This window comes from Fredinandcohnia onubensis (assembly GCF_002734285.1).
GTDB classification, from domain to species: Bacteria; Bacillota; Bacilli; order Bacillales; family Bacillaceae_L; genus Ferdinandcohnia; species Ferdinandcohnia onubensis_A.
On sequence record NZ_NSEA01000003.1, the window covers coordinates 407,839 to 431,805 of the forward strand.

The following is a 23,967-nucleotide window of genomic DNA, read 5'->3' on the forward strand; positions in this document are numbered from 1 at the left end:
AAGGGGAGTCAGCAGATGTTTGGTTTTAAAAAGGTATTAGGTGATGTACCCATACACAGGGATTTAATTTTGTTACTAGTAATTGGTGGATTGTATGCATTAAGTATTGCCTTGTCCAACACCTTTGTGAATGTGTACTTATGGAAGCAGTCAGGAGATTTTAAGGATTTAGGGTTATATAATTTAGCAGTCGTTGTTTTGCAACCAATAACCTTTATCCTGGCAGGAAGATGGGCTAAGAAAATAGATAGAGTGATCGTGCTAAGGCTTGGAGTTTCATTCTTAGCCATTTTTTATATCACCGTTCTCTGGATTGGTGAAAATGCCTCACAGTATTTGCTTTTATTAGGGGCTCTACTTGGAATAGGTTATGGCTTTTACTGGTTAGCTTTTAATGTTTTAACCTTTGAAATTACAGAGCCTGAAACGCGTGACTTTTTCAACGGATTTTTAGGGTTGCTAGGCTCATTCGCAGGAATGATCGGTCCTATTGCAGCGGGAATCATCATATCTTCAATGGCAAGTTTTACTGGTTATACAGTCATTTTTGGAATCTCCTTAGGTTTGTTTACTGGTGCTGTAGTGCTTAGCTTTTTCTTGAAAAGGCGAAGCGCAGAAGGAGATTTTGTATTTAGACGAATTCTAGCTGAACGGAAAAATAATTCAAACTGGAAGAATATTCTTCATGCTCACTTTTTTCAAGGAATCCGTGAAGGTACATTTGTATTTGTCATTTCAGTGTTTGTTTTCGTTGCGACAGGCAGTGAGTTGGCTTTAGGGAAATTTGGATTAATCAATTCGGCCGTGTCGTTTTTGTTTTATTTCCTAGCAACGAGGTTAATCAAAAAGAAAATGCGCAAAAAGGCAATACTTCTTGGCGGTTTAATGATATATGTTGCAATATTTGCGATTCTTTTTGATGTAACCTATGCAAGGCTGCTCATATATGGTGTTATTATTGGAATTGCTTATCCCATCTTACTCGTTCCCTATAATTCTTTAACCTATGATGTAATTGGTAAAGGATGGAACGCAAAAGAGATGAGAATTGAATATGTGGTAGTGAGGGAGATCTTTTTAAACTGCGGAAGAATACTCTCGATTATTTTGTTCCTAATTGCGGTTATTTTCTTTGATGAAAAACAAAGCATTCCAATTCTCCTTGCGATTGTCGGTGCGGGACATATACTGCTTTATATTCCAATCCGGCGTATCCAAACACCTGAAGCATCTGGTCCAGTCCAATCCAAATCGGGGGCTAATCGCAAGTTAATAGAAGGAGAAGGTGGATCAACTGCTTAAGGCAATATTTAATCATGGAAAAAAACTTGAGTTTCTTTTACAATAGAAGATAAAGGCACCTAGCCTTGGTTAGGTGTCTTTTTTATTCATAAGAATGTGGTTTAAAGATAAAATTAGGAATACGCAAATAAATAAAGGTAGTTGATGTTTATGATCAAAAAGAAAAAGTCCCATGTTCCATTTCGTTTAAATATGTTATTCTTTGCTGTCTTTTTGCTATTTTCAGCCTTAATCCTCCGACTGGGGGTTGTACAGATTGTACACGGTGAGAAATTTCAAAAGGAAGTAGAAAAAACAGAAAATGAAATTGTAAATCTTCCTGTTCCACGAGGTAAGATTTATGACAAAAATGGAAATGTCATCGTTGATAACAAGGCGTTGAATGCGATCACATATACACGTGCAAGAGGGACTAAGCAAGAAGAAGTATTAGAAGTTGCAGAAACCCTTGCAACGTTTATTGAAATGAAGACAGACAAAGTAACAGAACGTGATTTGAAAGATTTTTGGATGCTAAAAAACCCAGATGAAGCAAAGGCATTGGTCGAGCAAGAAATGAAAAAAATGGAAGATGGGGAACTAGAATTATCCAGTAAAGAAATCTATAAACTCCAAATCGAAAGAATTACGGAAGAAGATCTTAAACAGATTACAGAAGCAGAGCTAGAAGTTGCAGCAATCTTCCGTGAAATGACTAAGGGCTATGCTCTTGTCCCACAGATAGTAAAGAATGATAATGTAACACCAGAAGAATATGCTGTAGTCAGTGAAAACCTCGAGCATTTGCCAGGTGTCAACACGACAACTGACTGGATTCGTGATTATAAATTTGATAACACTTTAAAATCAATCCTTGGCCGGATTTCTGATACAGATGAAGGACTACCAAGTGATAAACTTGATTACTACTTAGCTCGTGGGTATAACCGGAATGATCGTGTTGGTTTAAGTTATTTAGAAGCACAATATGAATCGGTATTACATGGTCAAAAGGCAAAAGTAGAAAATATAATTAAGGGTAATGCCGTACAAGAAACAATCATGATTTCTGAAGGACAAAGAGGTAGTGACCTAGTTCTAACAATCGATATGGAGCTTCAACAAGCTGTTGAACAAATCATCGAAGAGCAAATGTTGGCTCATAAACAAATGAAGGGTACTCAATATCTAGACCGAGCATTTGTAGTCATGATGAATCCAAAAACCGGTGAGATTCTAAGTATGGCTGGAAAAGTCTACACAAGAGGCGAAGATGGCAAAATGGGATTTCAGGACTATGCCCTAGGTACAATGAATGCAGCTTATGAGATGGGATCTGCTGTTAAGGGTGCTACCATGTTAACTGGGTATGATACAGGTGTCATTGATATTGGTTCTATGTATTATGATTCACCAATGAAAATTGGTAGAGAAGGATCACTTAAAGCATCATGGAGGAATTTAGGACCTACTAATGATTTAAAAGCACTAGAATTGTCATCTAACGTTTATATGTTTAAGTTATTTCTCGAATTAGCGGGTGGACATTATGTGTATGGCCAACCCATCTCTATTGATACTGATACATTTCGTACTGTAAGAAATTATTTTAGTCAGTTTGGTTTGGGAGTGAAGACAGGAATTGACTTACCTGGTGAAGCGACTGGGTATCCTGGACCAGATCTTACTCCTGGTCTATTAATGGACTTAGGAATTGGACAATATGACACTTATACAACCTTACAATTAGCGCAGTATGTGTCTACGATTGCAAACGACGGTTATAGGATGCAACCTAAGATTGTTAGACAAATTCATCAACCAACTATGGAAGAAAATGAATTAGGTCCAATCCAAGAACCTTTTGAACCAACTGTTATGAACAAACTTGATATAGATATGAAATATATTGAGAGGGTTCAACAAGGATTTAAATTAGTTTTTCAAGGGTCAAGTGGAACAGCACGCAGCGCATTTTCGGGTAAACCTTATGACGCTGCCGGTAAAACCGGTTCTGCTCAATCATTCATCAAGGGTGTAGAAGCAGTAAATAGTACACTTGTTGGATATGCTCCATTTAATAATCCTGAGGTAGCATTTGCTGTAGTATTACCATACGCATATTATGGAAACACATCACATAATATGAACCTTAAAGTTGGAGAAGCCATTTTAGATAAATATTTTGAACTGAAAGAAAAGCGAGCTACACAATCTCAACAAAAAACGGATCCAGAAGCTGAACAAGAAACATCTACAGAGGAAGATAATGCTTAGTGAAATGAATAAGAATGAAAAAAGCCTAACGAATTCGTTAGGCTTTTTTCTATGGTTCATAATAGAAAACTTCGACAAAATATAAGGAATTTCATCATTTTACTCGAATTTACAAAACCTTTACATTCAATTCATACGAGATTAATAGAATACGATTATTCTAAGTTTGTAAGACAAAGCAAAACAAACTCACTCTTAGGGGGAATTAAGGAATGAAACGCTTGAAGTTCTTAGGTTTAGCAATGATCACAATCACAATGCTTATTTTAGCAGCATGTGGAAATGAAAAAAGCACAGGGGAAGACGAAACTAAAACAGGAAGCGACACCGAAAGTGCTGAATTAGAAGGCAGCGTTGTAATTGATGGATCTGGAACAGTTTATCCTTTCATGTCAAAGATGGCAGAAAATTATATGACTAATGAGCAAGAAAATGTATCAGTTGAAGTAAGTCGCGCTGGAACAAGTGCTGGTTTTAAAAAGTTTTTAGTTGAAGAAGGCGGAACAGATTTCAACGATGCATCTCGTCAAATTAAGGACGAAGAAGCAGCAACTGCTGAAGATTTAGGAATTGAAGTAAAAGAATTAAAGGTTGCTCTTGATGGTTTAACATTTGTTGTACACCCCGATAACGATTGGGCTGAAGAATTAACTCAACAAGAAGTAATTGATATTTTCTTAGCAAGCGCTGGTAAGAAAAATTGGTCAGATGTACGTTCGGATTTTCCAAATGAGCCAATCAAAACTTACGGTCCAAACGAAAACCACGGTACGTATGAATTCTTCTGGGAAAACATTTTAGACGAGCAGGACTTAGTAGCTGAAGCAAATCTTCAACAAGAATACTCTACATTAGTAGACTTAGTTTCAAAAGATAAAAATGCAATTGCATTCTTCGGATACGGTTATGCAGTAAATAACAAAGATAAAGTTAAAATTGTAAAAGTTGATTTTGGTAACGGACCTGTTGAACCTAACTTAGATACAATCAGTGAAGATGGCGACTATGCTCCATTCACAAGACCAGTATTTACTTATCTAAATGTCAACATGGCAAAAGAAAAGGCACAAGTATTAGATTATGCAATTTATACAATGAAAAACGCTGCTGATGTAGCTTCAGAAACTGGATTTGCTCCACTTCCAGAAGAAGAATTAAACGCAGTAGTAGAAGAATTAGAAGCTTTAAAATAAGAATTTAAAATGAAGGTGAGAGCAATCTTTGCTTCTCATCTTCACCTAATTATAGATAGATAGAAAAAAATTGGTCTTTATTAATGATGAAATGGATCGAAGGGAGTTTATCATGAAGGAAGGTTCTAATGTGAATGTGCGTGAGATGATTGCCAAAAATAAAAGTACAAAAAGCATAAACACTATTGTAGAGAAAGTCATTCCAAAAGGCTTACTCTTAATTGCGATTATCTCGATTTTAACAACAGTTGGTATTGTACTTACACTTCTTTTTGAAACATTTGAGTTTTTTAAACGTGTACCATTTCTTGACTTCTTTACAGGTACAGTATTAAAACCCCTTGGCGATAATGCCGAATTCGGGGTATTACCTCTATTAACAGGAACGATTATTTCATCGGCTATAGCAATGCTTGTCGCAATACCTGTCGGAATGATGTCAGCCATTTATTTAAGTGAATATGCATCTGAACGAGTAAGAAAAATTTTAAAACCGATTCTTGAAATTCTTGCGGGGATTCCGACCATTGTATATGGTTTCTTTGCTTTAACGTTCGTAACACCTCTATTACAATCAATTATTCCTGGTCTTGAACCGACCAATATCCTCAGTCCGGGCATCGTAATGGGAATCATGATCATTCCTATGGTTGCATCGCTATCAGAGGATGCAATGAGCTCTGTACCAAATTCCATTAGAGAAGGTGCGCTTGGTCTAGGCTCAACAAAACTTGAAGTAACGTGGAAAGTTGTTATTCCTGCAGCAATGTCTGGAATTATTGCATCATTTGTTCTTGGTATATCTAGAGCAATCGGCGAAACAATGATTGTTACGCTTGCAAGTGGAAGTTCCAAGAACTTTACATTTGATGTTACCCAATCAATGCAAACAATGACATCTTATATTGTTGAAGTAAACAGTGGAGATGCACCTGCGGGTTCAACTTTATATTATAGTTTATACGCTGTAGCAATTACACTATTCGTGTTCACATTAGTAATGAACTTACTTGCACAATATATTTCTCGCAAGTTTAAGGAGGAATATTAAAATGAAATATGTAAATACCGCACAGGTGCAAAAGAAACTTAATTCTCGACTTTTTACAAATAATATAGCAAAATCAATTTTCTTTTTATCAACTTTGTTTGGTTTAGTCGTTCTCGTCATTCTTTTTTACCGAGTCATATCTCAAAGTCTGGGTTGGATCGATCTCCAATTCCTAACTAGCAAGCTTTCGACTGTTGCTGAGAACGCCGGAATTATGGGTGCTCTCCTCGGAACTTTGTGGTTAATGCTTGTTGTTGCACCAATCACACTTTTCCTGGGTGTTGGTACAGCTATTTATCTTGAAGAATATGCAAAAAAAGGACGTCTTCAACGATTTATTCAAACAAATATCTCAAATCTTGCAGGTGTTCCGTCAATTGTATTTGGTATATTAGGTCTTACAATTTTTGTTCGTGGCTTTGGATTAGGCAATATCGTGTTAGCCGGTGGACTTACAATGTCATTACTAGTACTTCCAATCGTAGTGGTTGCTAGTCAAGAAGCAATCCGTGCAGTTCCGGGTTATTTGAGAGAAGCATCTTACGGAATGGGAGCTACAAAATGGCAAACGATAAAAAATGTTGTTTTACCTGCTTCATTACCTGGTATTCTAACAGGGGTTATTTTGGCACTTTCTAGAGCAGTTGGAGAAACAGCGCCACTTGTAGTAATTGGAATTCCAGCCTTGCTAATTCCATTTCCAGATAGTATTTTTGATAAATTTACAGTATTGCCAATGCAAATCTATTATTGGACACTCGATTCTGCCCTAGTAGCTGAATACGCAAACCTAGGAGCAGCAACTATTGTCATTTTATTAATCGTACTATTCTTAATGAACTCAATTGCCATCATGATACGAAACAAGTTCCAAAGAAGATTTTAATTTAAAAAAAGAGAAAGAAGCAGTATTAATATCAGGCGCAAAATTTGGCCTATGCGCATTTGATTCTAATTTGAAGGGGAGAACTCAGATTATGACAATACAAGTAATGACTAATAAAAATACCAATCCAGATCAGATAGATAAAAAAATTGTTTATGATACAAAGGATTTAAACCTATGGTATGGGGACGATCATGCCCTTAAAAATATTAATTTTCCAATCTATGAGAACGAAGTAACAGCAATTATTGGGCCGTCAGGTTGTGGAAAATCAACTTATATTAAAACCTTAAATCGTATGGTTGAACTCGTTCCGATTGTTCGCATTTCAGGAGAAATTCTATACAGAGGAAAGAATATTTTCGATAAATCATATAAAGAAGAAGAACTCAGAACTCGAGTAGGGATGGTTTTCCAAAAGCCGAATCCTTTTCCAAAATCAATTTATGACAATATTGCTTATGGACCTCGTATTCATGGGATTCGAAATAAAAAGGTCTTAGATGAAATTGTTGAAAAAAGCTTGCGTGGAGCAGCTATTTGGGATGAGGTAAAAGACCGCCTTCATGAAAATGCTTATGGACTCTCAGGCGGTCAGCAACAAAGAATCTGTCTTGCAAGATGCTTGGCAATTGAACCTGACGTAATTCTAATGGATGAGCCGACTTCTGCTCTTGACCCAATTTCAACATTAAAAATTGAGGAACTTGTTCAAGAACTTAAGCAAAACTTCAGTATAATCATCGTTACTCATAATATGCAACAAGCTGCACGTATTTCAGATAGAACAGCCTTTTTCCTAAGTGGAGAAGTGATTGAATATGAAAAAACAGATAAAATGTTTTCAAATCCATCCGACAAGCGCACAGAAGATTACATCACTGGTAGATTTGGATAATAAAGAATAAGAGGGGTGTATGTCATGGCAATACGTACGACATTTGATAAGGATTTGGACCATCTTAAAGAATTATTGGTTGAAATGGTCAATCTATCGAAAACGGCAGTAGAAAAATCAGTACAATCACTTGCACATCAAGATATTGAATTGGCTGAACAAATTATTAAAGATGACCAAAAAATTAATGAGCTTGAAGAGCAAATCGATAGTATTATCATTCAATTAATCGCACAACAACAACCGGTGGCATCGGATTTACGTGCCATCATCGCTGGCTTGAAAATCTCAAGTGATATTGAAAGAATCGGGGATCTAGCCGTAAATATCGCGAAATCGACTATCCATATTGGAGATGGTCCTCTCATCAAGCCAATAGTTGATATCCCAAAAATGGCTGAAAAAGCTTTAGACATGTTAAACAACGTAATAAAAGCGTATATCGAAAAAGACATCAATTTAGCCATTCAAACAGCTAAAGCAGATGATGAGGTTGATGAGTTGTACGGAAAAATCATTAAAGAACTACTGGAGCTAATGCCAAGCAATCCTAATTCAATTAACCAAATCACACAATTAGCCTTTATTAGCCGCCATATCGAAAGAGTAGCAGACCACACAACAAATATGGCTGAACACATCATCTATATGGTGAAAGCTAAAAAAGTCGATTTAAATGCCTAAAAAAAACTCAAGCCAATCTCGGCTTGAGTTTTACTTTGTCGTTAAATAGTAAATAAGACCATAAACAATTGTAGAAAAAATAATACCGATTGCTATACCGCGTAACAAATATTTATCCATTATATGAGCCCTATTTTTTTTGCTTGATCCAGAATGAGTCGAACTTCTTTGACTGGTAGATTTGTTTTTTTTCCAATTTCCTCATAGCTTAAGCCACTATCATATAAGGATAAAATGGTGGAATTTGCCAAGGACATGACACTTGTTTGAGATGGCCCTGATTCATAATCAATGTCATGGGTTAGAAGCTCTTCTTCAAGGACTTTTATTTTTTTCTTTAAAAGGTATGTTTCTTGAACCATTGAAAGAGAAAGTTGGTCAATTTCTTCTTGCACCATTTTAACTCTGTCCTTTCCATAGAAAGAAACGACAAGAAGAAGGATTGCGATAGCTAATAAGATAATAATTGCGTATTCCATACTGTCACTCCATTCCATAATCTATCTTATCGTAACTTGTTTAGGTGGACAATATTAGTTCGTCATTTGAATTGTATTTTGATATAGTAATTAATTTTACTTTGTCCAAAAAATAGGACTGGAATTTTGGGAAGTTAAGTGGTATGATAGGTAAGTCTGATTAAAGCTTTATATGTTTGGAGGGAAATGAAGATGCGTGTTAAAATTACTTTAGCTTGTACTGAATCTGGTGATCGTAATTATATTACAACTAAAAATAAGCGAAACAACCCTGACCGTCTTGAACTTAAGAAATATAGCCCAAGACTAAAAAAGGTTACTCTACACCGCGAAACAAAGTAACAGTAGGAAAGCAATTTCCTGCTGTTTTTTTATATTATATAAAAGTTATAAATGGAGAGGAGCGAATAAATTGAAGACGAAACAGGACATGAGAAGAGAGATGAAGGAAACATTACATTCAATTGATAAAGAAACTTTAGACAAGTGGTCAATGGAAATTACTGAACAAGTTCTCTCTTTACCTGAATGGATGAATGCAAATACAATTGGAATCACCATTTCTGGGGAGTATGAGGTCAATTCAAAATATCTAATTGAAAAAGCGTGGGAATTAAATAAACGTGTGGCTGTACCGAAATGCCATCCAAAAACAAAAACCATGACATTCCGTGAAATCACATCCTATTCTCAATTAGAAGTAGTCTATTATGGCCTCCAGGAACCAGTTGAAGAACAAACATCCGTCGTTATACATAATGAAATCGATTTATTATTTGTGCCAGGCCTTAGTTTTGAAACGAATGGATACCGCTTAGGTCATGGTGGAGGTTATTATGATCGGTATTTAACCCTTTATCAAGGAAGTACAGTTTCTTTAGCATTCCCTGTACAGGTTGTAGACGAAATACCTGTCCAGCCTTTTGATATCCCGGTCCAGAAAATCGTAACAAATACAAGGGTCATCGAAACAAATGGTTAATCTTCCTATCCAAATTATTGCTTCTATAGTTGTAGCAGTATTAGGATATAAGCTTAAATCATTAACAAAAAGTGGAGCAGTCGGGACAATTCTTGTTGGTAGTGCCGTCTCGATTGGATTTGGTTATCGGGGCATGCTTTTATTAGGCGTTTTTTTTGCGACTTCAAGCTTATGGAGTAAAATCAAAGCTAGAAATAAAAGAAATCTCAAAAATAAAAGTGCAAAAGGAGAACAGCGGGATATTGTTCAAGTTTTTGCGAACGGTGGTGTCGCTGCCTTCACAAGTTTAATGTTTGCTTTCACTGACTCAATCTTTTGGCTTGTCTTCTTTGTTGGTTCAATCGCAGCTGCGAATGCTGATACTTGGGCTTCGGAAATTGGAACGCTAAGTAAAAAAAAGCCAATTTTATTAACAAAATTGAAGCGTGTTGATACAGGGACATCCGGAGCAGTTTCCGTCTTAGGAACGTTGGCTGGCTTTTTTGGTTCTTTACTTATTAGTTTTATTTCATTTTTAGTGTGGCCAGAGCTTTCATTTTTTCTATTTTTTGGACTAACCGTGATTGGCTTTTGCGGCAATTTAATTGATACGATTTTGGGAGCGAGTATTCAAGTTGTTTATAAATGTCCTGTCTGCGGAATAGAGACTGAAAAAAAGCTCCATTGTGAAAAACAAACGACCTATTTAAAAGGCTTGCGGATTTGCGATAATGATGTTGTGAACTTTTTATCAATCCTTCTGGCATCAGGACTTGGGACATATTTCTTTTTTCGTTTACTAGGATAAAATGAAAGAGATAGTCAAAAAGTATAACTAGGAGGGATGAATATGTTGAGCTTATTGACCCGAATAGCTTTACTTTTTGGTGGGATATATGCAGTCTACAGGTACCGATATCGCATATTTAATCGCGTTTTCGGCAATCCTGCCGTTCGTCGTGTTGCTATCAGTACCTCGATGAAAATCCCATTTATTCGTAACAAAATGATACAAACAGCCTTCCGATAAATGAAAAAACCTGTTGATTTTCAGCAGGTTTTTTCAATTTTGAAACAGAAATTTGGTAACGGAAATAGAAAAACGTTTATAATAAATATAATACCCATTGGAAGAGGGGGGATTTGGTGTTTACGCAGGATTATCTTTTTTGGAAAATGATACAGGGGCTTCAGGCAGAAGGTGGCTATCGAATTCTCCAACTATCGAAATCGAATAATGAAATTTGGTTAGAAACGATGCAGAAGAACAAGCCAAGAATTATTCGCATCTTACGTCATGATTTGGACTGGAGCAATTGGATGCAGCGGGATATGGAACTTACCGCCCAACGATTGGAACAGCTTAGAAAACGTCTATTTGCCCGCAAATTGGAAGCTCTTAATATTTACATAACGACATACCCACCTGTTGATGACTGGAGATTTCGGGTAGAACAACCACTCCTTGCAGGTGCAAAAGGCTTAACTACCTTGAGAACTGTTTTAATTAATTCTGAACATAAAGAAACAGGACTCAAAGAAGTTTCAACACTTGTACATACGGAATTAAAAATAGATGACTCTATTTATATTGACCTTGAAACAGTTGAACACATCAAGCAAGAGGTTATTACGGTTGCAAATAAGCGAATATCGAATGAAAAGCAAATTTTCCAAAATGGTAAGCCTTTTTTTACATATATCTTAATTGCGATTCAATTAGTGATGTTTGCCATTTTAGAATTCAATGGTGGAAGTACAAACACGGAAACCTTGCTTAAATACGGGGCAAAGGAAAACTTCCGGATTCTAAATGGTGAATGGTGGCGTTTTTTCACGCCAATGATTTTACATATCGGATTTCTTCATCTCCTAATGAATACTTTTGCGTTGTATTATTTGGGAGCAGAGGTAGAGCGACTATACGGCAAACTGAGGTTTTTATGGATTTATGTGTTCGCCGGATTTGTAGGAAGTCTTGCAAGCTTTGTTTTTAACTCAAATATTTCTGCTGGGGCTTCAGGTGCTATTTTTGGATGTTTTGGAGCATTATTATTTTTTGGTGCTGCTTATCCCTCTTTGTTTTTTAGAACAATGGGCCCAAATGTAATTGGAATTATTATCATTAACCTTGTCCTTGGATTTATGATTCCTGGTATTGATAACTCAGGGCATATTGGGGGCTTAGTTGGGGGCTTTTTAGCAGCGAGTATTGTTCATTTGCCAAAACGTAAAGAATTTGCGAAACGAGTAGGTGGTCTTGTCATAACATTGGCGACTGTAGGTGCGCTTATTTATGCAGGATATGTGATTCAGCCACACTCCGATAACCCACGCTTTGTTGTTCAAACTGCTCAGGAATATATACAGGCTAATGAGGTTAATAAGGCGTATGAGATGCTAAAAAGTGCAGAGGAAGACGGGACTGACTCACCAGAAGTTTATTTTTATCTTTCCTATACTGAAATTAAGCTTGGAAAACTTGAAGATGCTAGGGATCATTTACTAATCGTCACTCAAAAGGCACCAGATATCTCAGAAGCACATTATAATCTTGCCCTTATTTATGTTCAGTTGCAAGAATTTGAAAATGCAAAAACTGCAGCGGAGCAGGCTGTCGATATTGACCCAGAAAATGAAAACTATCAAGAACTTATCAATGAAATAAAGAAAATGGAAGAACCAATGTAAAAGTGTCTCTTTTGAGGCACTTTTCTTTATTTACCCTGAATAAGTATTATTTTCCAATTTTACGTCAAAGATGGATTAGTAGCCTATTACGAAAGCAAACTAGAGTTCTTTGTATGTGATTGGAGTGATACTCATGGGAAATGAAAAGGAAGAGCCAAAACATCCGGTCTCATTAAGTTTAGAAGAAAATCGGAGATATTTAAAAGAAGCCCTTGGTGTAGACAAAAGCTTTGACGTGATCCAAATTGATGTCGAATACGCTGGCAAAGACATGTCAATGTTTTTAATTGATGGACTGATAAAAGATGATATTTTACATTTATTGCAAAAATTTCTTGCGAAACAAGACGAGAGTACTTTTAAAATAGATGGATTAGAAAAACTACTTAAGACGTATATTCCGTATGTCGAAGTGGAAAGCACAGATGACCTAGATAAGGTTGTTGACATGGTCCTTGCAGGTCCTACTGCTCTAGTCATCGAAGGCATTGATAAGGTTATTTTAATAGATGCTAGAACCTATCCAGTAAGGGGTCCAGAAGAGCCTGATACAGAACGAGTTGTAAGAGGGTCTAGAGATGGCTATGTCGAGACGGTTGTCTTTAATACTGCATTAACGAGAAGGAGAGTTCGGGATAAATCCCTCCGAATGGAATATATGCAGGTGGGAAGACGTTCAAAGACAGACATTGTGATTAGCTATATTGAAGATATTGCTGATCCTGCTCATGTTAAAGAAGTTAAAGATGCCATTTCAAAGATTGACACAGATGGTTTGCCGATGGGTGAAAAGACAATTGAGGAATATATTTCCGGACGACATTATAATCCCTATCCGGTCGTAAGATATACGGAAAGGCCAGATACGGCAGCTGCCCATCTATTCGAGGGTCATATTATCATCATGGTTGATGGTTCACCTAGTGTTCTTATCACACCAACCACATTTTGGCATCATATGCAACATGCGGAGGAATATCGAAACAGCCCAGTAACCGGGTTGTACTTGCGTTTGGTTCGCTATATTGGTGTGTGGGCTTCATTATTTTTGTTACCACTTTGGTATTTATTTGCAGTTCATCCTGAACTATTGCCAGATAGTCTTAAATTTATCGGTCCAAATGATGATGGAAGATTACCCTTGATATTACAGTTCTTTCTAATCGAAATTGGGATCGATCTGTTGCGAATGGCAGCCATTCATACTCCGACCGCCCTTGCTACAGCACTAGGGCTTGTCGCTGCCATGTTAATTGGACAGGTTGCAGTTGAAGTTGGGTTATTTACAAATGAGGTTATTTTGTACCTTGCAATTGCAGCAATTGGTACCTTCTCAACACCAAGCTATGAGATGAGCCTTGCAAACCGCTTAGCAAGACTATTTTTCTTATTAACGACAAGTATATTTGGAGTAATTGGATTTGTCGGAGGAATTACACTATGGATTATCTATTTAGCACGAATGAAATCATTTAATGTTCCTTATTTATGGCCGTTTATTCCATTTTCCTTGAAAGGATTTAAGGACGTTTTATTCCGTGCTCCTATTCCGTTAAAAAGAAATAGACCGAAGATATTACATACAAAAGATCCGGATAAATAATAATGTTTTAGGAGTGTTCACTGTAAAGTTGAGCACTCCTTTTACAATTTTATGGACTTTTATGAGAAAAACTTGCGTGTTTCTATTTTTTTAAATAAGCTAGTATCATATTGTGGAATGCAGAAGGTGAGAAAGTGAAAACAATTTATGATATTCAACAATTTTTAAAGAAATTCGGCACGATCATTTATGTTGGTGACAGAGTTGCCGACCTTGAATTAATGGAGACTGAAATACAAGAGCTTTACAATTCACAGCTCATTGAAACAAAGGATTATCAATTAGCTATTTTTCTACTCCGTCAAGAAATTGTCTGGGAAACCGAAAAAAGAGCGAAAAACAAATAAACAAAGGAATGGACTACATATGGAAAACTTATTAATTGGAATTGATTTAGGTGGTACAACGGTCAAACTTGCCTTTATTACACAGGAAGGTGAAATTGTAACAAAATGGGAAATTCCAACCGATAAATCTGGGGCAAAAATTATCCCGGATATTGCAGAAGCAATTGCAGCTAAAATGAACGAACTTAAGCTTTCAAAAGAACAATTTGCTGGTGTAGGGATGGGTGCACCTGGTCCAATACATTTTGAAGATGGCGTTATCTATAAAGCAACCAATCTAGGCTGGAGAGAGATGTATCCCCTTAAAGCAGAGCTTGAAGCAAAAATTGGGTTGCCTGCAGTTGTCGATAATGATGCAAACGTCGCTGCTATCGGTGAAATGTGGAAGGGTGCAGGTGAAGGCGCAAAGGACTTACTTTGTGTAACGTTAGGCACAGGTGTCGGCGGAGGAATTATCTCTAATGGTAACGTTGTTCGCGGAGCCAATGGGGCAGGTGGAGAAATTGGCCATATCACCTCCTTGGTTGATGGTGGTGCTTTATGTGGCTGTGGAAAGACGGGCTGTATTGAAACGATAGCATCCGCTACTGGTATTGCACGTTTGGCAAAAGAGGCCATTCAAGGTGGTAACGAATCAAGTGTCCTTAGAGAACAATTTGAACAAACGGGAGAAGTCACTTCAAAGGATGTCTTTGAAGCAGCAGGTAAAGGGGACCTTCTAGCTCAAGAAATCATTGACAATGTAACAACTCATCTAGGCTTAGCTTTAAGTCATGTTGCGAATGGCCTAAACCCAGAAAAAATTGTTATAGGTGGCGGTGTCTCAAAAGCAGGTGAGCAATTACTCCTTCCATTAAGAAAACAGTTTAAACGTTTTGCTTTTCCAAGGGTAGCAGAGGCTGCTGAAATCACCATTGCCACATTAGGAAACGATGCGGGTGTAATCGGTGCAGCTTATTTAGCTAAAAGTAATCAATAAATAGGAAAAAGAGATTTCACAATGAAATCTCTTTTTTTACATTTTTGTTAGAATATTTAAAAGATTGTTACTTTTAAATACTATGAAACTTTCTAGTCAACTAAACGTCTTATATGTATATACATAATGTACATCTATATGATTCTATAAAATTAAGTTATTTGGATGATTGATTTTTGGTAAAAAAAGTATTAAGATTATCTTTAGATTTTTCTAAAATACCTAAAAATGGAAATGAAAAGCATCGATTTTTTGTGCTCCGCGGTCTTGAAAACAAGGAGGTATATTGATGATTACGTCATCAACGTTATCCAAATCAAAGTTCATCTTTTTAGCTGCATTTATGCTTTGGATAAAAACATATATCGTATATAAAACTAGCTTTGATATAAAAATAGAAAACTTGATGCAAGAGTTTATTTTACTGATAAACCCATTGAGTTTCTTATTGCTGTTCTTTGGTATTTCCTTTTTTATTAAGGAAAAGCATCGAACTAAGTTTATTATTTTTGCTAGTTTACTATCTTCATTTGTGTTATTTGCCAATGTTGTCTTTTACAGATTTTTCAACGACTTTTTGACTCTTCCTGTTCTTTTCCAAACAAGTAACATGGGGGATTTAGGAACGAGTATTACAGGAAATTTAAAGGCAACAGATTCACTTCTGTTCATTGATGTGGTTATTCTAATTTTAATAAATAAATTTAAACCAAGCTTTACTGCTGCTGAAGTAATCACGAAGAAGGAGAGAAGATCATATTTCATCCTTGTTGCAGCTATATTCTTTTTTAATCTTGGATTAGCAGAAGCACAGCGACCACAGTTATTAACAAGAACCTTCGACCGTGAAATGTTAGTAAAGAATATCGGGACATACAACTATCAAATTTATGATATTGTCCTTCAATCAAAATCTTCCGCCCAACGAGCTTTAGCCGATAGTAGTTCATTTATTGAAATCGAGAACTACTTAAAAGCGAATCAAAAGGAACCAAGCGATAAATTTGGTATTGCACAAGGAAAGAATGTCGTCGTGATCTCAATGGAATCACTTCAGAACTTCGTAATTAATGAAACCATTGATGGGGAAGAAATCACGCCATTCTTAAATGATTTTATAAAAGAAAGTTATTACTTTGACAATTTTTATCATCAAACTGGTCAAGGAAAGACATCAGATTCAGAGTTTTTATTAGAAAATTCATTATATCCACTTGGACGCGGAGCCGTATTCTTCACTCATGCTAATAATGAATTTACAGCCACTCCTGAATTTATTAAGGACTATGGATATTTTTCATCAGTCTTTCATGCGAATAATAAGACTTTCTGGAATCGCGATATCATGTATGATTCTCTGGGGTATGATGAATTTTTTGATGTAGAAAGCTATGAGGTTACAGAGGAAAATTCAATTGGATGGGGCTTAAAGGATATCGATTTCTTTGAACAATCCATTGACCTATTAAAATCACAGCCACAGCCGTACTATTCTAAATTTATTACATTAACAAACCATTTCCCTTTTGAACTTGGTGAAGAGGATAAAATGGTAAATGAATTTAATTCAAACTCAAGAACGTTGAACCGTTATTTCCCAACCGTTCGCTATATGGATGAGTCTATAAAAATCTTTATTGAAAAACTTAAAGAAGAAGGAATGTATGAAAATACAGTTTTTGTCCTTTATGGGGATCACTATGGAATTTCTGAAAACCATAATAAAGCGATGGCACAGTTTCTAGGGAAAGAAGAAATTACACCATTTGATTCCATTCAATTGCAAAAGGTGCCATTAATCATTCACATACCTGGAGTAACAGATAAGAATCCACAAGTTATTTCAACTGTATCTGGACAAATTGATTTAAAACCAACCATCCTAAATCTCCTTGGAATGGATATACGCAATGACGTTCATTTCGGTAGTGATGTATTTTCTAAGGAAAAAATACCATTGACTGTCTTACGGGATGGAAGCCTTATCACAGATAAGTATGTATATACGAAAAATGCTTGTTATGATAAAGCGACAGGTGAAGAGGCAGAAATGAGCTATTGTGAGCCTTATATGGAAAAAGCAGAGCTAGAATTAGATTACTCTGATGAGATTGTCTATGGAGACCTTCTCCGTTTCTACAATGGAACATCCTATCATGAACCTGTCCCTGAAGAGTTTAAAGAATAGGGATATCAAAGCCTTGGCCAATTAGGGTCAAGGCTTTTCAAATGGAATGAAGTACATCCTATCGCTCATAAAATGGTAGGAGAGGCTAACAAGGAGGTATTTGTAGTGAAGGTAATTGTCCGTCCAGGAGACACGTTCTGGTATTACAGTCAACTGTTTGCTATCCCTACTCATTTATTAATTGACTCAAATTTACATTTGAATATAAATAACTTGCAGGTTGGAGCAGAAGTAAATATTCCCGGTTTTCTTTTAAAACAGCATAGTATTGTTCAAGGTGATACGTTATGGAAGTTGGCGAAATCTCGTACACTAATGGCAGATGCCTTATTTTTAGTGAATCCAGGAATAAAAGCGGAGAATCTAGATGTTGGCCAAATCATTCTGATTCCAGAAAGAGTGGTTCAACCGATCGTAAATGGAAATCGAGAATACGATTTTGCTGATATGATGAGGGATATAGAGCAATTAAAGACCATTTATCCATTTCTTCAAACTCGGTCTATTGGTAAAAGTGTATTAGGAAAAGATCTGATTGAGCTTCGAATTGGAAGAGGAGAAAAAAGGGTTCATTGGAATGGGTCGTTTCATGCAAATGAATGGATTACAACAAATGTCATTATGACCTTTATAAATGAGTATTTGCTGGGGTTAACAAATATGGCCCCGATAAGAGGGTTTTATGTAGAACCGTTTTATTTGGATGCATTCTTATCAATAGTTCCAATGGTAAATCCGGATGGCGTTAATTTGGTTTTGAATGGTCCTCCTGAACAAGATTCATATAAACAGGAAGTTATAAAAATTAACAATGGAAGACTTGATTTTAAAGACTGGAAAGCCAATATTCGAGGAGTCGATTTAAATAATCAATTTCCGGCAAATTGGGAGACTGAAAAAGAAAGAAAGGAACCGAAGTCACCCGCACCCCGAGATTACCCAGGAGATGCTCCATTAACTGAACCTGAAGCAATCGCCATTGAGAAACTAACAAAAGACTCAAACTTTAATCGTGTTTTAGCCTTCCATACCCAAGGAGAGGTTATTTATTGGGGATATGAGGGGTTAGAGCCATCAGAAGCAGGAACCCTTGTGAATGAATTTTCAAGGGTTAGTGGATATAGAGGCGTTCGAACGATAGATAGCCACGCAGGGTATAAGGATTGGTTTATTCAAGAATGGAGGAGACCAGGGTTCACATTCGAATTAGGGGAAGGGGTTAATCCGCTCCCACTTAACCAATTTGATGAAATTTATCAGGAGACTCTCGGAGCATTTTTAGCCTCCTTGTATATGTGAAAACGCTCTCTAAAAAAGTCGGTAAAAAGGCCGGCTTTTTTCCTTGCGCTGAAACTTTTTAACGTGCATAATCGTATTATCTGTTAAGGGAAACAATAGAACGTGGAACTCAATTTAGATGCAAAAGAGGTGTTATCGAGTTGGTGAGAAATTTAATATTCTTTTTTATGATTCTTTTTCTATTGGCTGGCTGTAATTCTCATCAACCTTTTGATATAAGCGATGCGCCAAATAGTAGGAATAAGAATGTAACAAAAGGCCCTGTTCCTACAGAATTCTTTGGAGAAAATCAAGAGGTGCAGCCACTTGATCTCCGTGGGGAAGAATTCAATAGTGTGGGTGAATGGTATGATGATGAAAGCATCCTCTATGTTACTGATGATAATGGAGTTTCAAAAATATACAAGTATCATTTGTTTACCGGTAAAAAGGAGCTGTTCATTCAAACCTCTGCCCCTGTGCTGACAATGAAGGCAAATGAGGACCATTCCATGTTCTTAATACATACATCAGATTCTCAAAATATCGCGAAGTTAACGGCTGTAGATAAAGAGGGAAACGTGCAATTTGAATGGGAAATCAATTCCTTTGATTTATTTTACAGCTGGAACCCTTATCATCCAAGTGAGGTATTCGTAACGTCGTTTTTAGAAGATTGGTCATTTCAAACCCATTTGGTGGATATCCAGGCCAAGGAAAAAACGAAATTTGAGGTCTTTCAGCCTTTTATTCAATGGGTTAGTCCCAATACGATTTCATATTTAAAATGGGACCAAAACGAGTTAGATTACTTTGCGCCACTTTATTCGTATCATTTAGATACAAAGACAGAAGGACTCTTATTTGAAGATATTATTTCGTTTGCTACCTTTAAAGACCTACTTGTTACATATGAATTAATTCAGGGCGAGGAGGCATTTGCAAAGGTTGGCCTTTACAATCCCGAAAAGAATAAAAAGCTATATGAATTTGAAATGCCACTCTTAAGTGATTACTCGAAGTGGTATATTCCTTCGGCCGATTATGTCGTCGAACAAAAGAAACTCTACTCATTTCAGCCATATTCAAATGGGGCATTTGATACGTACGGAGAAAAATTCGAATTGGTTTCATACGACATCAGTACAAGGAAAGAAGAGATCATTCTTGAAAAGGTAGATGATCAACCCCTAAACTTTTCTCCAAATGGTTTCTTATGTTTATATGGATTTCAATTTGAGAAAATCATTGATATGAGGACAAAAAAAATAACAGACCTTTATTAAGGACAAATGAAAAAGCCATCGTATCTGATGGCTTTTAAATCTTTTTTTATCTTAGTGAGCAGTTGGGAAACCATGTTTCCAGATTGTCATGATTGTGAACCAGCCTAATACTAAAAAGATTCCTGTAGAGAATAATAAGGCTAAAAGGTTCTTATCGCGTAAAGAACGAATAATACCAAATGCAGCTAAAATTACAATTAGTGAAAAGATAATCATTAGACCCATGTGACTTACCCCCTTGCTATAATCAATGTTACATGTAAAAGCGCGCCTTTACTTTTAAATATTCATTACTATTTTTCCCCATAGCATGAAAATTTACAACATCCCATCAATTTTAACTCATGAAAAATGTTGCTCCGAAAGGCTGAAAACCCTTTATGTAAAGAAATAGATAGATTCAATCTATATTCTAATCGTTTTATACGTATTTGTCGAGGAGGAAAAAGTGACACTTTCAAGACAAATTACCATTAGCAAAACCTCAAGTGCATTTGTTTAAGTGCTTTTTCGATTTCATTTGATAGTGTAGAATAAAGGGTAGACTAAAAAGCATCGGAGGGAAAGTTATGAAGTGGCAAAGGATTCCTTTAGGACCCTTACAAACAAATGCGTACATTTTGACCAATTCAAACAAGGAGTGCGTCATCTTTGATCCGGGTGGAGATGGACAAAGATTAAATACTACATTAAGGCAACAGGGACTTACACCAGTTGCGGTTCTTTTAACACATGCTCATTTTGATCATATAGGTGCTATTGACGATGTAATCGCTAGTTGGGATGTTCCTGTATATATTCATGAGAAAGAGAAGAATTGGCTGAAAGATCCCGCTTTAAATGGTTCAGCTTATTTTATTCCTGGGCAAGAAATCTTATCAAAAGCAGAACCAACCATCCTTCCAAAAGAAGGAAGTCTTGTTGTAAATGACTTTCATTTAGACCTTTATTATACACCAGGACATTCACCGGGAAGTGTTTCGTATTATTGCAAAGAACTTGGAGTTGTTTTTTCAGGAGATGCCTTATTCCAAGGTAGCATCGGAAGAACAGACTTACCAGGTGGAAGCCATGAACAATTACTAAGTAGTATTCATAAAAAGCTTCTCACATTGCCAGAAGAAACAATTGTCCTATCTGGTCATGGACCTGAAACAACGATCGAAGCTGAAATGGACTCAAACCCGTTTCTAAATGGATTTTAAACATTAAACACAGAAAAGGTCTAACTCCGGTAGAGTCAGACCAATTCTTTGGGGATGTTTTTAACATTAAGAATTCCTTCCTAATGTCAAATTTGGCATATGCCAATACTTATATATCCGTATAATGGGAGGGATATTGTAAGCTACTAAATTTACAATATAATAATATAAACACTGTGTCAATGGTGAAAAATAGTAAAAGGTGAGCATATGCTAGACATATTAAAAGATGCCATTCAATCATCTTTAAACAAACAGATAACATATGAACAGTTTATGAATACAGTCCTATATCATGAAAATAAAGGCTATTACATGAAGGACCAAATAAAGGTTGGGAAAAAAGGAGATTTCATCACAAGCAGTAACATCTCCAATGTCTTTGGCAAACTGTTTGCAACCCTGTTTCATAAACTTATTACTCTCGAAAAAATTCCACCATATATTTGTGAAATTGGTGGTGGAAATGGTAGATTTGCAAGGGCTGTTCTTGACGAATTACAAGATTCCTATTTTGATACGTTTCAAAAGATAACCTACATCATTATTGAAACAAGTCCTTACCATCAACGTTTGCAGCAGGACATTCTATCTGTAAGCAAAAAAGTGATTCAATATCAGAGACTTGATGAGGTAAAAAGAGATTTCCCGATTTTTCATGGAATTGTGTTTTCAAATGAATTGTTTGATGCTTTTCCGGTAAGAGTGATTGAGAAAAAAGATAGTGATCTATATGAAGTGAACATCACACTAACAGAGGAAGAGCAATTAACCGAAATTCTTACACCACTTACGGACGAAGAAATTAAAAAATATATAGACACTAACAAGATCGTCTTGACTAATGGACAAAGATTTGAAATTCCACTTCAAATGCTTTCCTACCTAGAAGACCTATCCAGTTTTCTTGGGGACGCTATTGTCTTTACGGTTGATTATGGGTATACGAATGCGGAATGGGAAGAACCACCGAGAATGAGGGGGAGTCTGAGGGGGTACTACAATCATCAATTAATACATAACCCACTCGAGCACCCAGGAGAAATGGATTTAACAACTCATATTCATTTTGACGCGCTTGTTACATATAGTTCCAAGCTAGGACTCGAACTCGTGAAGAAATGGAGACAGGATGAATTTTTATTGGAAGCAGGTATTCTAACGTTTTTACAGGAGAATTTTGATTCCAATCCCTTTTCAGAAAAAAGTAAACAAAATCGAGCGATTCGTTCTCTTATTATGGATAGTGGAATGAGTGCAGCGTTTCATGTTCTCATACAGCAAAAAAATGTAAAAGTATCTTGGGAAAATATCTTCCAAGGCAAATAAAAAAGCGATGTTTCCATCGCTTTTTTTTAGTGACCTCCACCAAGTGGCATCATAAATGTGGTGTAGTAAGAGAAGGCACAGAAGAAAACAGTTAAATATGCGCCAAACACGTAAATGTACATTCTTTCAGACAATTTTAAATAGCTTAAAAGGACGAAAAATCCGGTTTGTGCAAAGAAAATTAGTGCTAGAACATCCATACCACCAACGTAGAACATTACTGCAAATATACCTGTCCAAAAACCTAAAACTCGGTACATACGTTCCATATGTATATTTCCCCCCCTTAGACATGATTTAACATCACTTTTATTATTATAATGTAACGATTACACAAATGTAAACATTACTTTGCGACAATTGCGTGATAACTGCAAGAATTACAACCAAGAATGATATTTTCTGACTCCTCCAGCACCACATCGTCAAAGAGTAAATTAAACATTCCTCTTAGAAATGCATGATGCATTCCACAAACAGCTTCAAAGTTTTCTTGAGCAATTTCTCTGAATGGACAATTATTAATCTTTAAAAAGATTTTTGTCTTATCCTTATTATGGTCTAAATCTGGATAAAAACCCGCAACTGTGGATGCCTTTTTTAAAATATCAAGCTTTTGATCAAAGGTAAGCTCATGGATTGAAACTGGGATTTGATGATTCACTAATTCCTCCCCGAATCTTCTACCTGTTAGTTCAAGTGCTTGTTTCCCCACATCACCCAGTGTTGCCATTGTTTCAATTGCAATTTTTGAAAGCAATTGATAATCGCGAAACGGAAAATTAATTTGAATGTGGTCATTCGATAGTCGATATAGACGACTCGGTCTGCCACCTTTTCCAGTTTTCTTTGCTTCCGAAACAAGCATATTGACATCTTCAAGCTTGGTTAAATGAAGTCTTGCTACATTCGGATGAATTTCAAATTCTTCTGCAATTTCTTGAACGGTGACATCTTCATTTTGTTTAATAATGTATTGGTAAATATAATAGCGTGTTGGATCTGCTAAAACGTTCGTTATCTTCAGTGTTTGTTCCACCGTCTTCACTCCTTGCGACCCTATTGATACCCCAATTATATTACAGTTAATTACCATCAATAAGTGATTTATATCACTTGTAGATAAAAGTTCATAAATAAACAACTATTATTTTCAATCATAATTGGCATACTTAGCAAAAAACGAACATACAATGTATTGATTCCTCCTAATAATAGATTCAAATTTCCACCAAAATACAACCCTAATGGCAGGGGTTGTATTTTTATTTTTTTGGGAAGTCACAATTCCTCAAGTTCAAATAAAGTTCACAAAATATTTTTTTAAAAAAAGAAGGAGTTTGTAGATATT

At 36.2% G+C, this 23,967-nt stretch carries 24 protein-coding genes; 20 read left to right on the forward strand and 4 right to left on the reverse strand.

Annotated elements, in window-relative coordinates:
• Positions 1-15 precede the first annotated feature (15 nt).
• The 7 genes from CKJ95_RS04810 to phoU all read left to right on the forward strand — a co-directional run bounded on the left by CKJ95_RS04810 (position 16) and on the right by phoU (position 8,270).
• The gene (locus CKJ95_RS04810) at positions 16-1,302 is read left to right on the forward strand and encodes an MFS transporter (protein ID WP_099352256.1); all 1,287 of its coding nucleotides are present in this window, start codon (positions 16-18) and stop codon (positions 1,300-1,302) included.
• A gap of 150 nt (positions 1,303-1,452) precedes the next feature.
• Complete coding sequence (locus CKJ95_RS04815) at positions 1,453-3,558, forward strand: peptidoglycan D,D-transpeptidase FtsI family protein (protein ID WP_180271407.1); 2,106 nt, start codon at positions 1,453-1,455, stop codon at positions 3,556-3,558.
• 212 nt (positions 3,559-3,770) lie between these two features.
• Positions 3,771-4,751, forward strand: coding sequence for a PstS family phosphate ABC transporter substrate-binding protein (locus CKJ95_RS04820; protein WP_099352258.1), 981 nt, complete (start codon positions 3,771-3,773; stop codon positions 4,749-4,751).
• A 112-nt stretch (positions 4,752-4,863) separates the two neighbouring features.
• On the forward strand, positions 4,864-5,802 hold the full coding sequence (gene pstC, locus CKJ95_RS04825; protein ID WP_099352259.1) for a phosphate ABC transporter permease subunit PstC: 939 nt from the start codon (positions 4,864-4,866) through the stop codon (positions 5,800-5,802).
• Between the two features lies 1 nt (position 5,803).
• Positions 5,804-6,688 (forward strand): phosphate ABC transporter permease PstA, encoded by an 885-nt coding sequence (pstA, locus tag CKJ95_RS04830; RefSeq protein WP_099352260.1) that lies wholly within the window; start codon positions 5,804-5,806, stop codon positions 6,686-6,688.
• A 91-nt stretch (positions 6,689-6,779) separates the two neighbouring features.
• Positions 6,780-7,586: a phosphate ABC transporter ATP-binding protein PstB gene (pstB, locus tag CKJ95_RS04835; RefSeq protein ID WP_099352261.1), complete on the forward strand. Its 807-nt coding sequence runs from the start codon at positions 6,780-6,782 to the stop codon at positions 7,584-7,586.
• A 24-nt stretch (positions 7,587-7,610) separates the two neighbouring features.
• Complete coding sequence (phoU, locus tag CKJ95_RS04840) at positions 7,611-8,270, forward strand: phosphate signaling complex protein PhoU (protein ID WP_099352262.1); 660 nt, start codon at positions 7,611-7,613, stop codon at positions 8,268-8,270.
• Between the two features lie 119 nt (positions 8,271-8,389).
• Here the strand turns inward: phoU and CKJ95_RS04845 are convergent, their stop codons facing one another.
• A complete protein-coding gene (locus tag CKJ95_RS04845) occupies positions 8,390-8,749 on the reverse strand; it encodes a hypothetical protein (protein WP_099352263.1) in 360 nt (119 codons plus the stop codon).
• A gap of 192 nt (positions 8,750-8,941) precedes the next feature.
• Here CKJ95_RS04845 and rpmG point away from each other — a divergent pair, with 192 nt between their 5' ends.
• From rpmG to CKJ95_RS04900, 11 genes are all read left to right on the forward strand, one after another.
• Entirely contained in the window at positions 8,942-9,091 is a 150-nt protein-coding gene (rpmG, locus tag CKJ95_RS04850) for a 50S ribosomal protein L33 (protein ID WP_099352264.1), read from the forward strand.
• A gap of 70 nt (positions 9,092-9,161) precedes the next feature.
• Entirely contained in the window at positions 9,162-9,731 is a 570-nt protein-coding gene (locus tag CKJ95_RS04855; RefSeq protein WP_099352265.1) for a 5-formyltetrahydrofolate cyclo-ligase, read from the forward strand.
• Positions 9,724-10,518 carry a DUF92 domain-containing protein gene (locus CKJ95_RS04860; protein ID WP_099352266.1) on the forward strand — a complete coding sequence of 265 codons (795 nt, stop codon included), beginning with the start codon at positions 9,724-9,726 and terminating at the stop codon, positions 10,516-10,518. The genes CKJ95_RS04855 and CKJ95_RS04860 overlap by 8 nt, the downstream gene beginning before the upstream one ends.
• A gap of 42 nt (positions 10,519-10,560) precedes the next feature.
• Positions 10,561-10,740, forward strand: a complete 180-nt coding sequence (locus tag CKJ95_RS04865; RefSeq protein ID WP_099352267.1) for a hypothetical protein — start codon at positions 10,561-10,563, stop codon at positions 10,738-10,740.
• Between the two features lie 116 nt (positions 10,741-10,856).
• Positions 10,857-12,401, forward strand: a complete 1,545-nt coding sequence (locus CKJ95_RS04870; protein WP_099352268.1) for a rhomboid family protein — start codon at positions 10,857-10,859, stop codon at positions 12,399-12,401.
• Between the two features lie 133 nt (positions 12,402-12,534).
• Positions 12,535-14,004, forward strand: coding sequence for a spore germination protein (locus CKJ95_RS04875; protein WP_099352269.1), 1,470 nt, complete (start codon positions 12,535-12,537; stop codon positions 14,002-14,004).
• Positions 14,005-14,138: 134 nt separating this feature from the next.
• Positions 14,139-14,351: a YqgQ family protein gene (locus tag CKJ95_RS04880; RefSeq protein ID WP_099352270.1), complete on the forward strand. Its 213-nt coding sequence runs from the start codon at positions 14,139-14,141 to the stop codon at positions 14,349-14,351.
• Positions 14,352-14,370: 19 nt separating this feature from the next.
• Positions 14,371-15,330, forward strand: a complete 960-nt coding sequence (locus tag CKJ95_RS04885) for an ROK family glucokinase (protein ID WP_099352271.1) — start codon at positions 14,371-14,373, stop codon at positions 15,328-15,330.
• Positions 15,331-15,622: 292 nt separating this feature from the next.
• Complete coding sequence (locus CKJ95_RS04890; RefSeq protein WP_373604831.1) at positions 15,623-17,518, forward strand: LTA synthase family protein; 1,896 nt, start codon at positions 15,623-15,625, stop codon at positions 17,516-17,518.
• 105 nt (positions 17,519-17,623) lie between these two features.
• Positions 17,624-18,817, forward strand: coding sequence for a M14 family metallopeptidase (locus CKJ95_RS04895; RefSeq protein ID WP_099352273.1), 1,194 nt, complete (start codon positions 17,624-17,626; stop codon positions 18,815-18,817).
• A 143-nt stretch (positions 18,818-18,960) separates the two neighbouring features.
• On the forward strand, positions 18,961-20,082 hold the full coding sequence (locus tag CKJ95_RS04900; RefSeq protein ID WP_142353921.1) for a YqgU-like beta propeller domain-containing protein: 1,122 nt from the start codon (positions 18,961-18,963) through the stop codon (positions 20,080-20,082).
• 51 nt (positions 20,083-20,133) lie between these two features.
• On the opposite strand, the gene CKJ95_RS04905 is transcribed toward CKJ95_RS04900, so the two are convergent.
• The gene (locus tag CKJ95_RS04905; protein ID WP_010678113.1) at positions 20,134-20,307 is read right to left on the reverse strand and encodes a DUF2759 domain-containing protein; all 174 of its coding nucleotides are present in this window, start codon (positions 20,305-20,307) and stop codon (positions 20,134-20,136) included.
• 344 nt (positions 20,308-20,651) lie between these two features.
• Here CKJ95_RS04905 and CKJ95_RS04910 point away from each other — a divergent pair, with 344 nt between their 5' ends.
• Both CKJ95_RS04910 and CKJ95_RS04915 read left to right on the forward strand, forming a co-directional pair.
• Entirely contained in the window at positions 20,652-21,287 is a 636-nt protein-coding gene (locus CKJ95_RS04910) for an MBL fold metallo-hydrolase (RefSeq protein WP_099352275.1), read from the forward strand.
• Positions 21,288-21,497: 210 nt separating this feature from the next.
• On the forward strand, positions 21,498-22,616 hold the full coding sequence (locus tag CKJ95_RS04915; RefSeq protein WP_099352276.1) for a class I SAM-dependent methyltransferase: 1,119 nt from the start codon (positions 21,498-21,500) through the stop codon (positions 22,614-22,616).
• Between the two features lie 26 nt (positions 22,617-22,642).
• Here CKJ95_RS04915 and CKJ95_RS04920 read toward each other — a convergent pair whose 3' ends face one another.
• Positions 22,643-22,885 (reverse strand): DUF2626 domain-containing protein, encoded by a 243-nt coding sequence (locus CKJ95_RS04920; protein ID WP_099352277.1) that lies wholly within the window; start codon positions 22,883-22,885, stop codon positions 22,643-22,645.
• 77 nt (positions 22,886-22,962) lie between these two features.
• Positions 22,963-23,655 carry a helix-turn-helix transcriptional regulator gene (locus CKJ95_RS04925; RefSeq protein ID WP_099352278.1) on the reverse strand — a complete coding sequence of 231 codons (693 nt, stop codon included), beginning with the start codon at positions 23,653-23,655 and terminating at the stop codon, positions 22,963-22,965.
• Positions 23,656-23,967 lie beyond the last annotated feature (312 nt).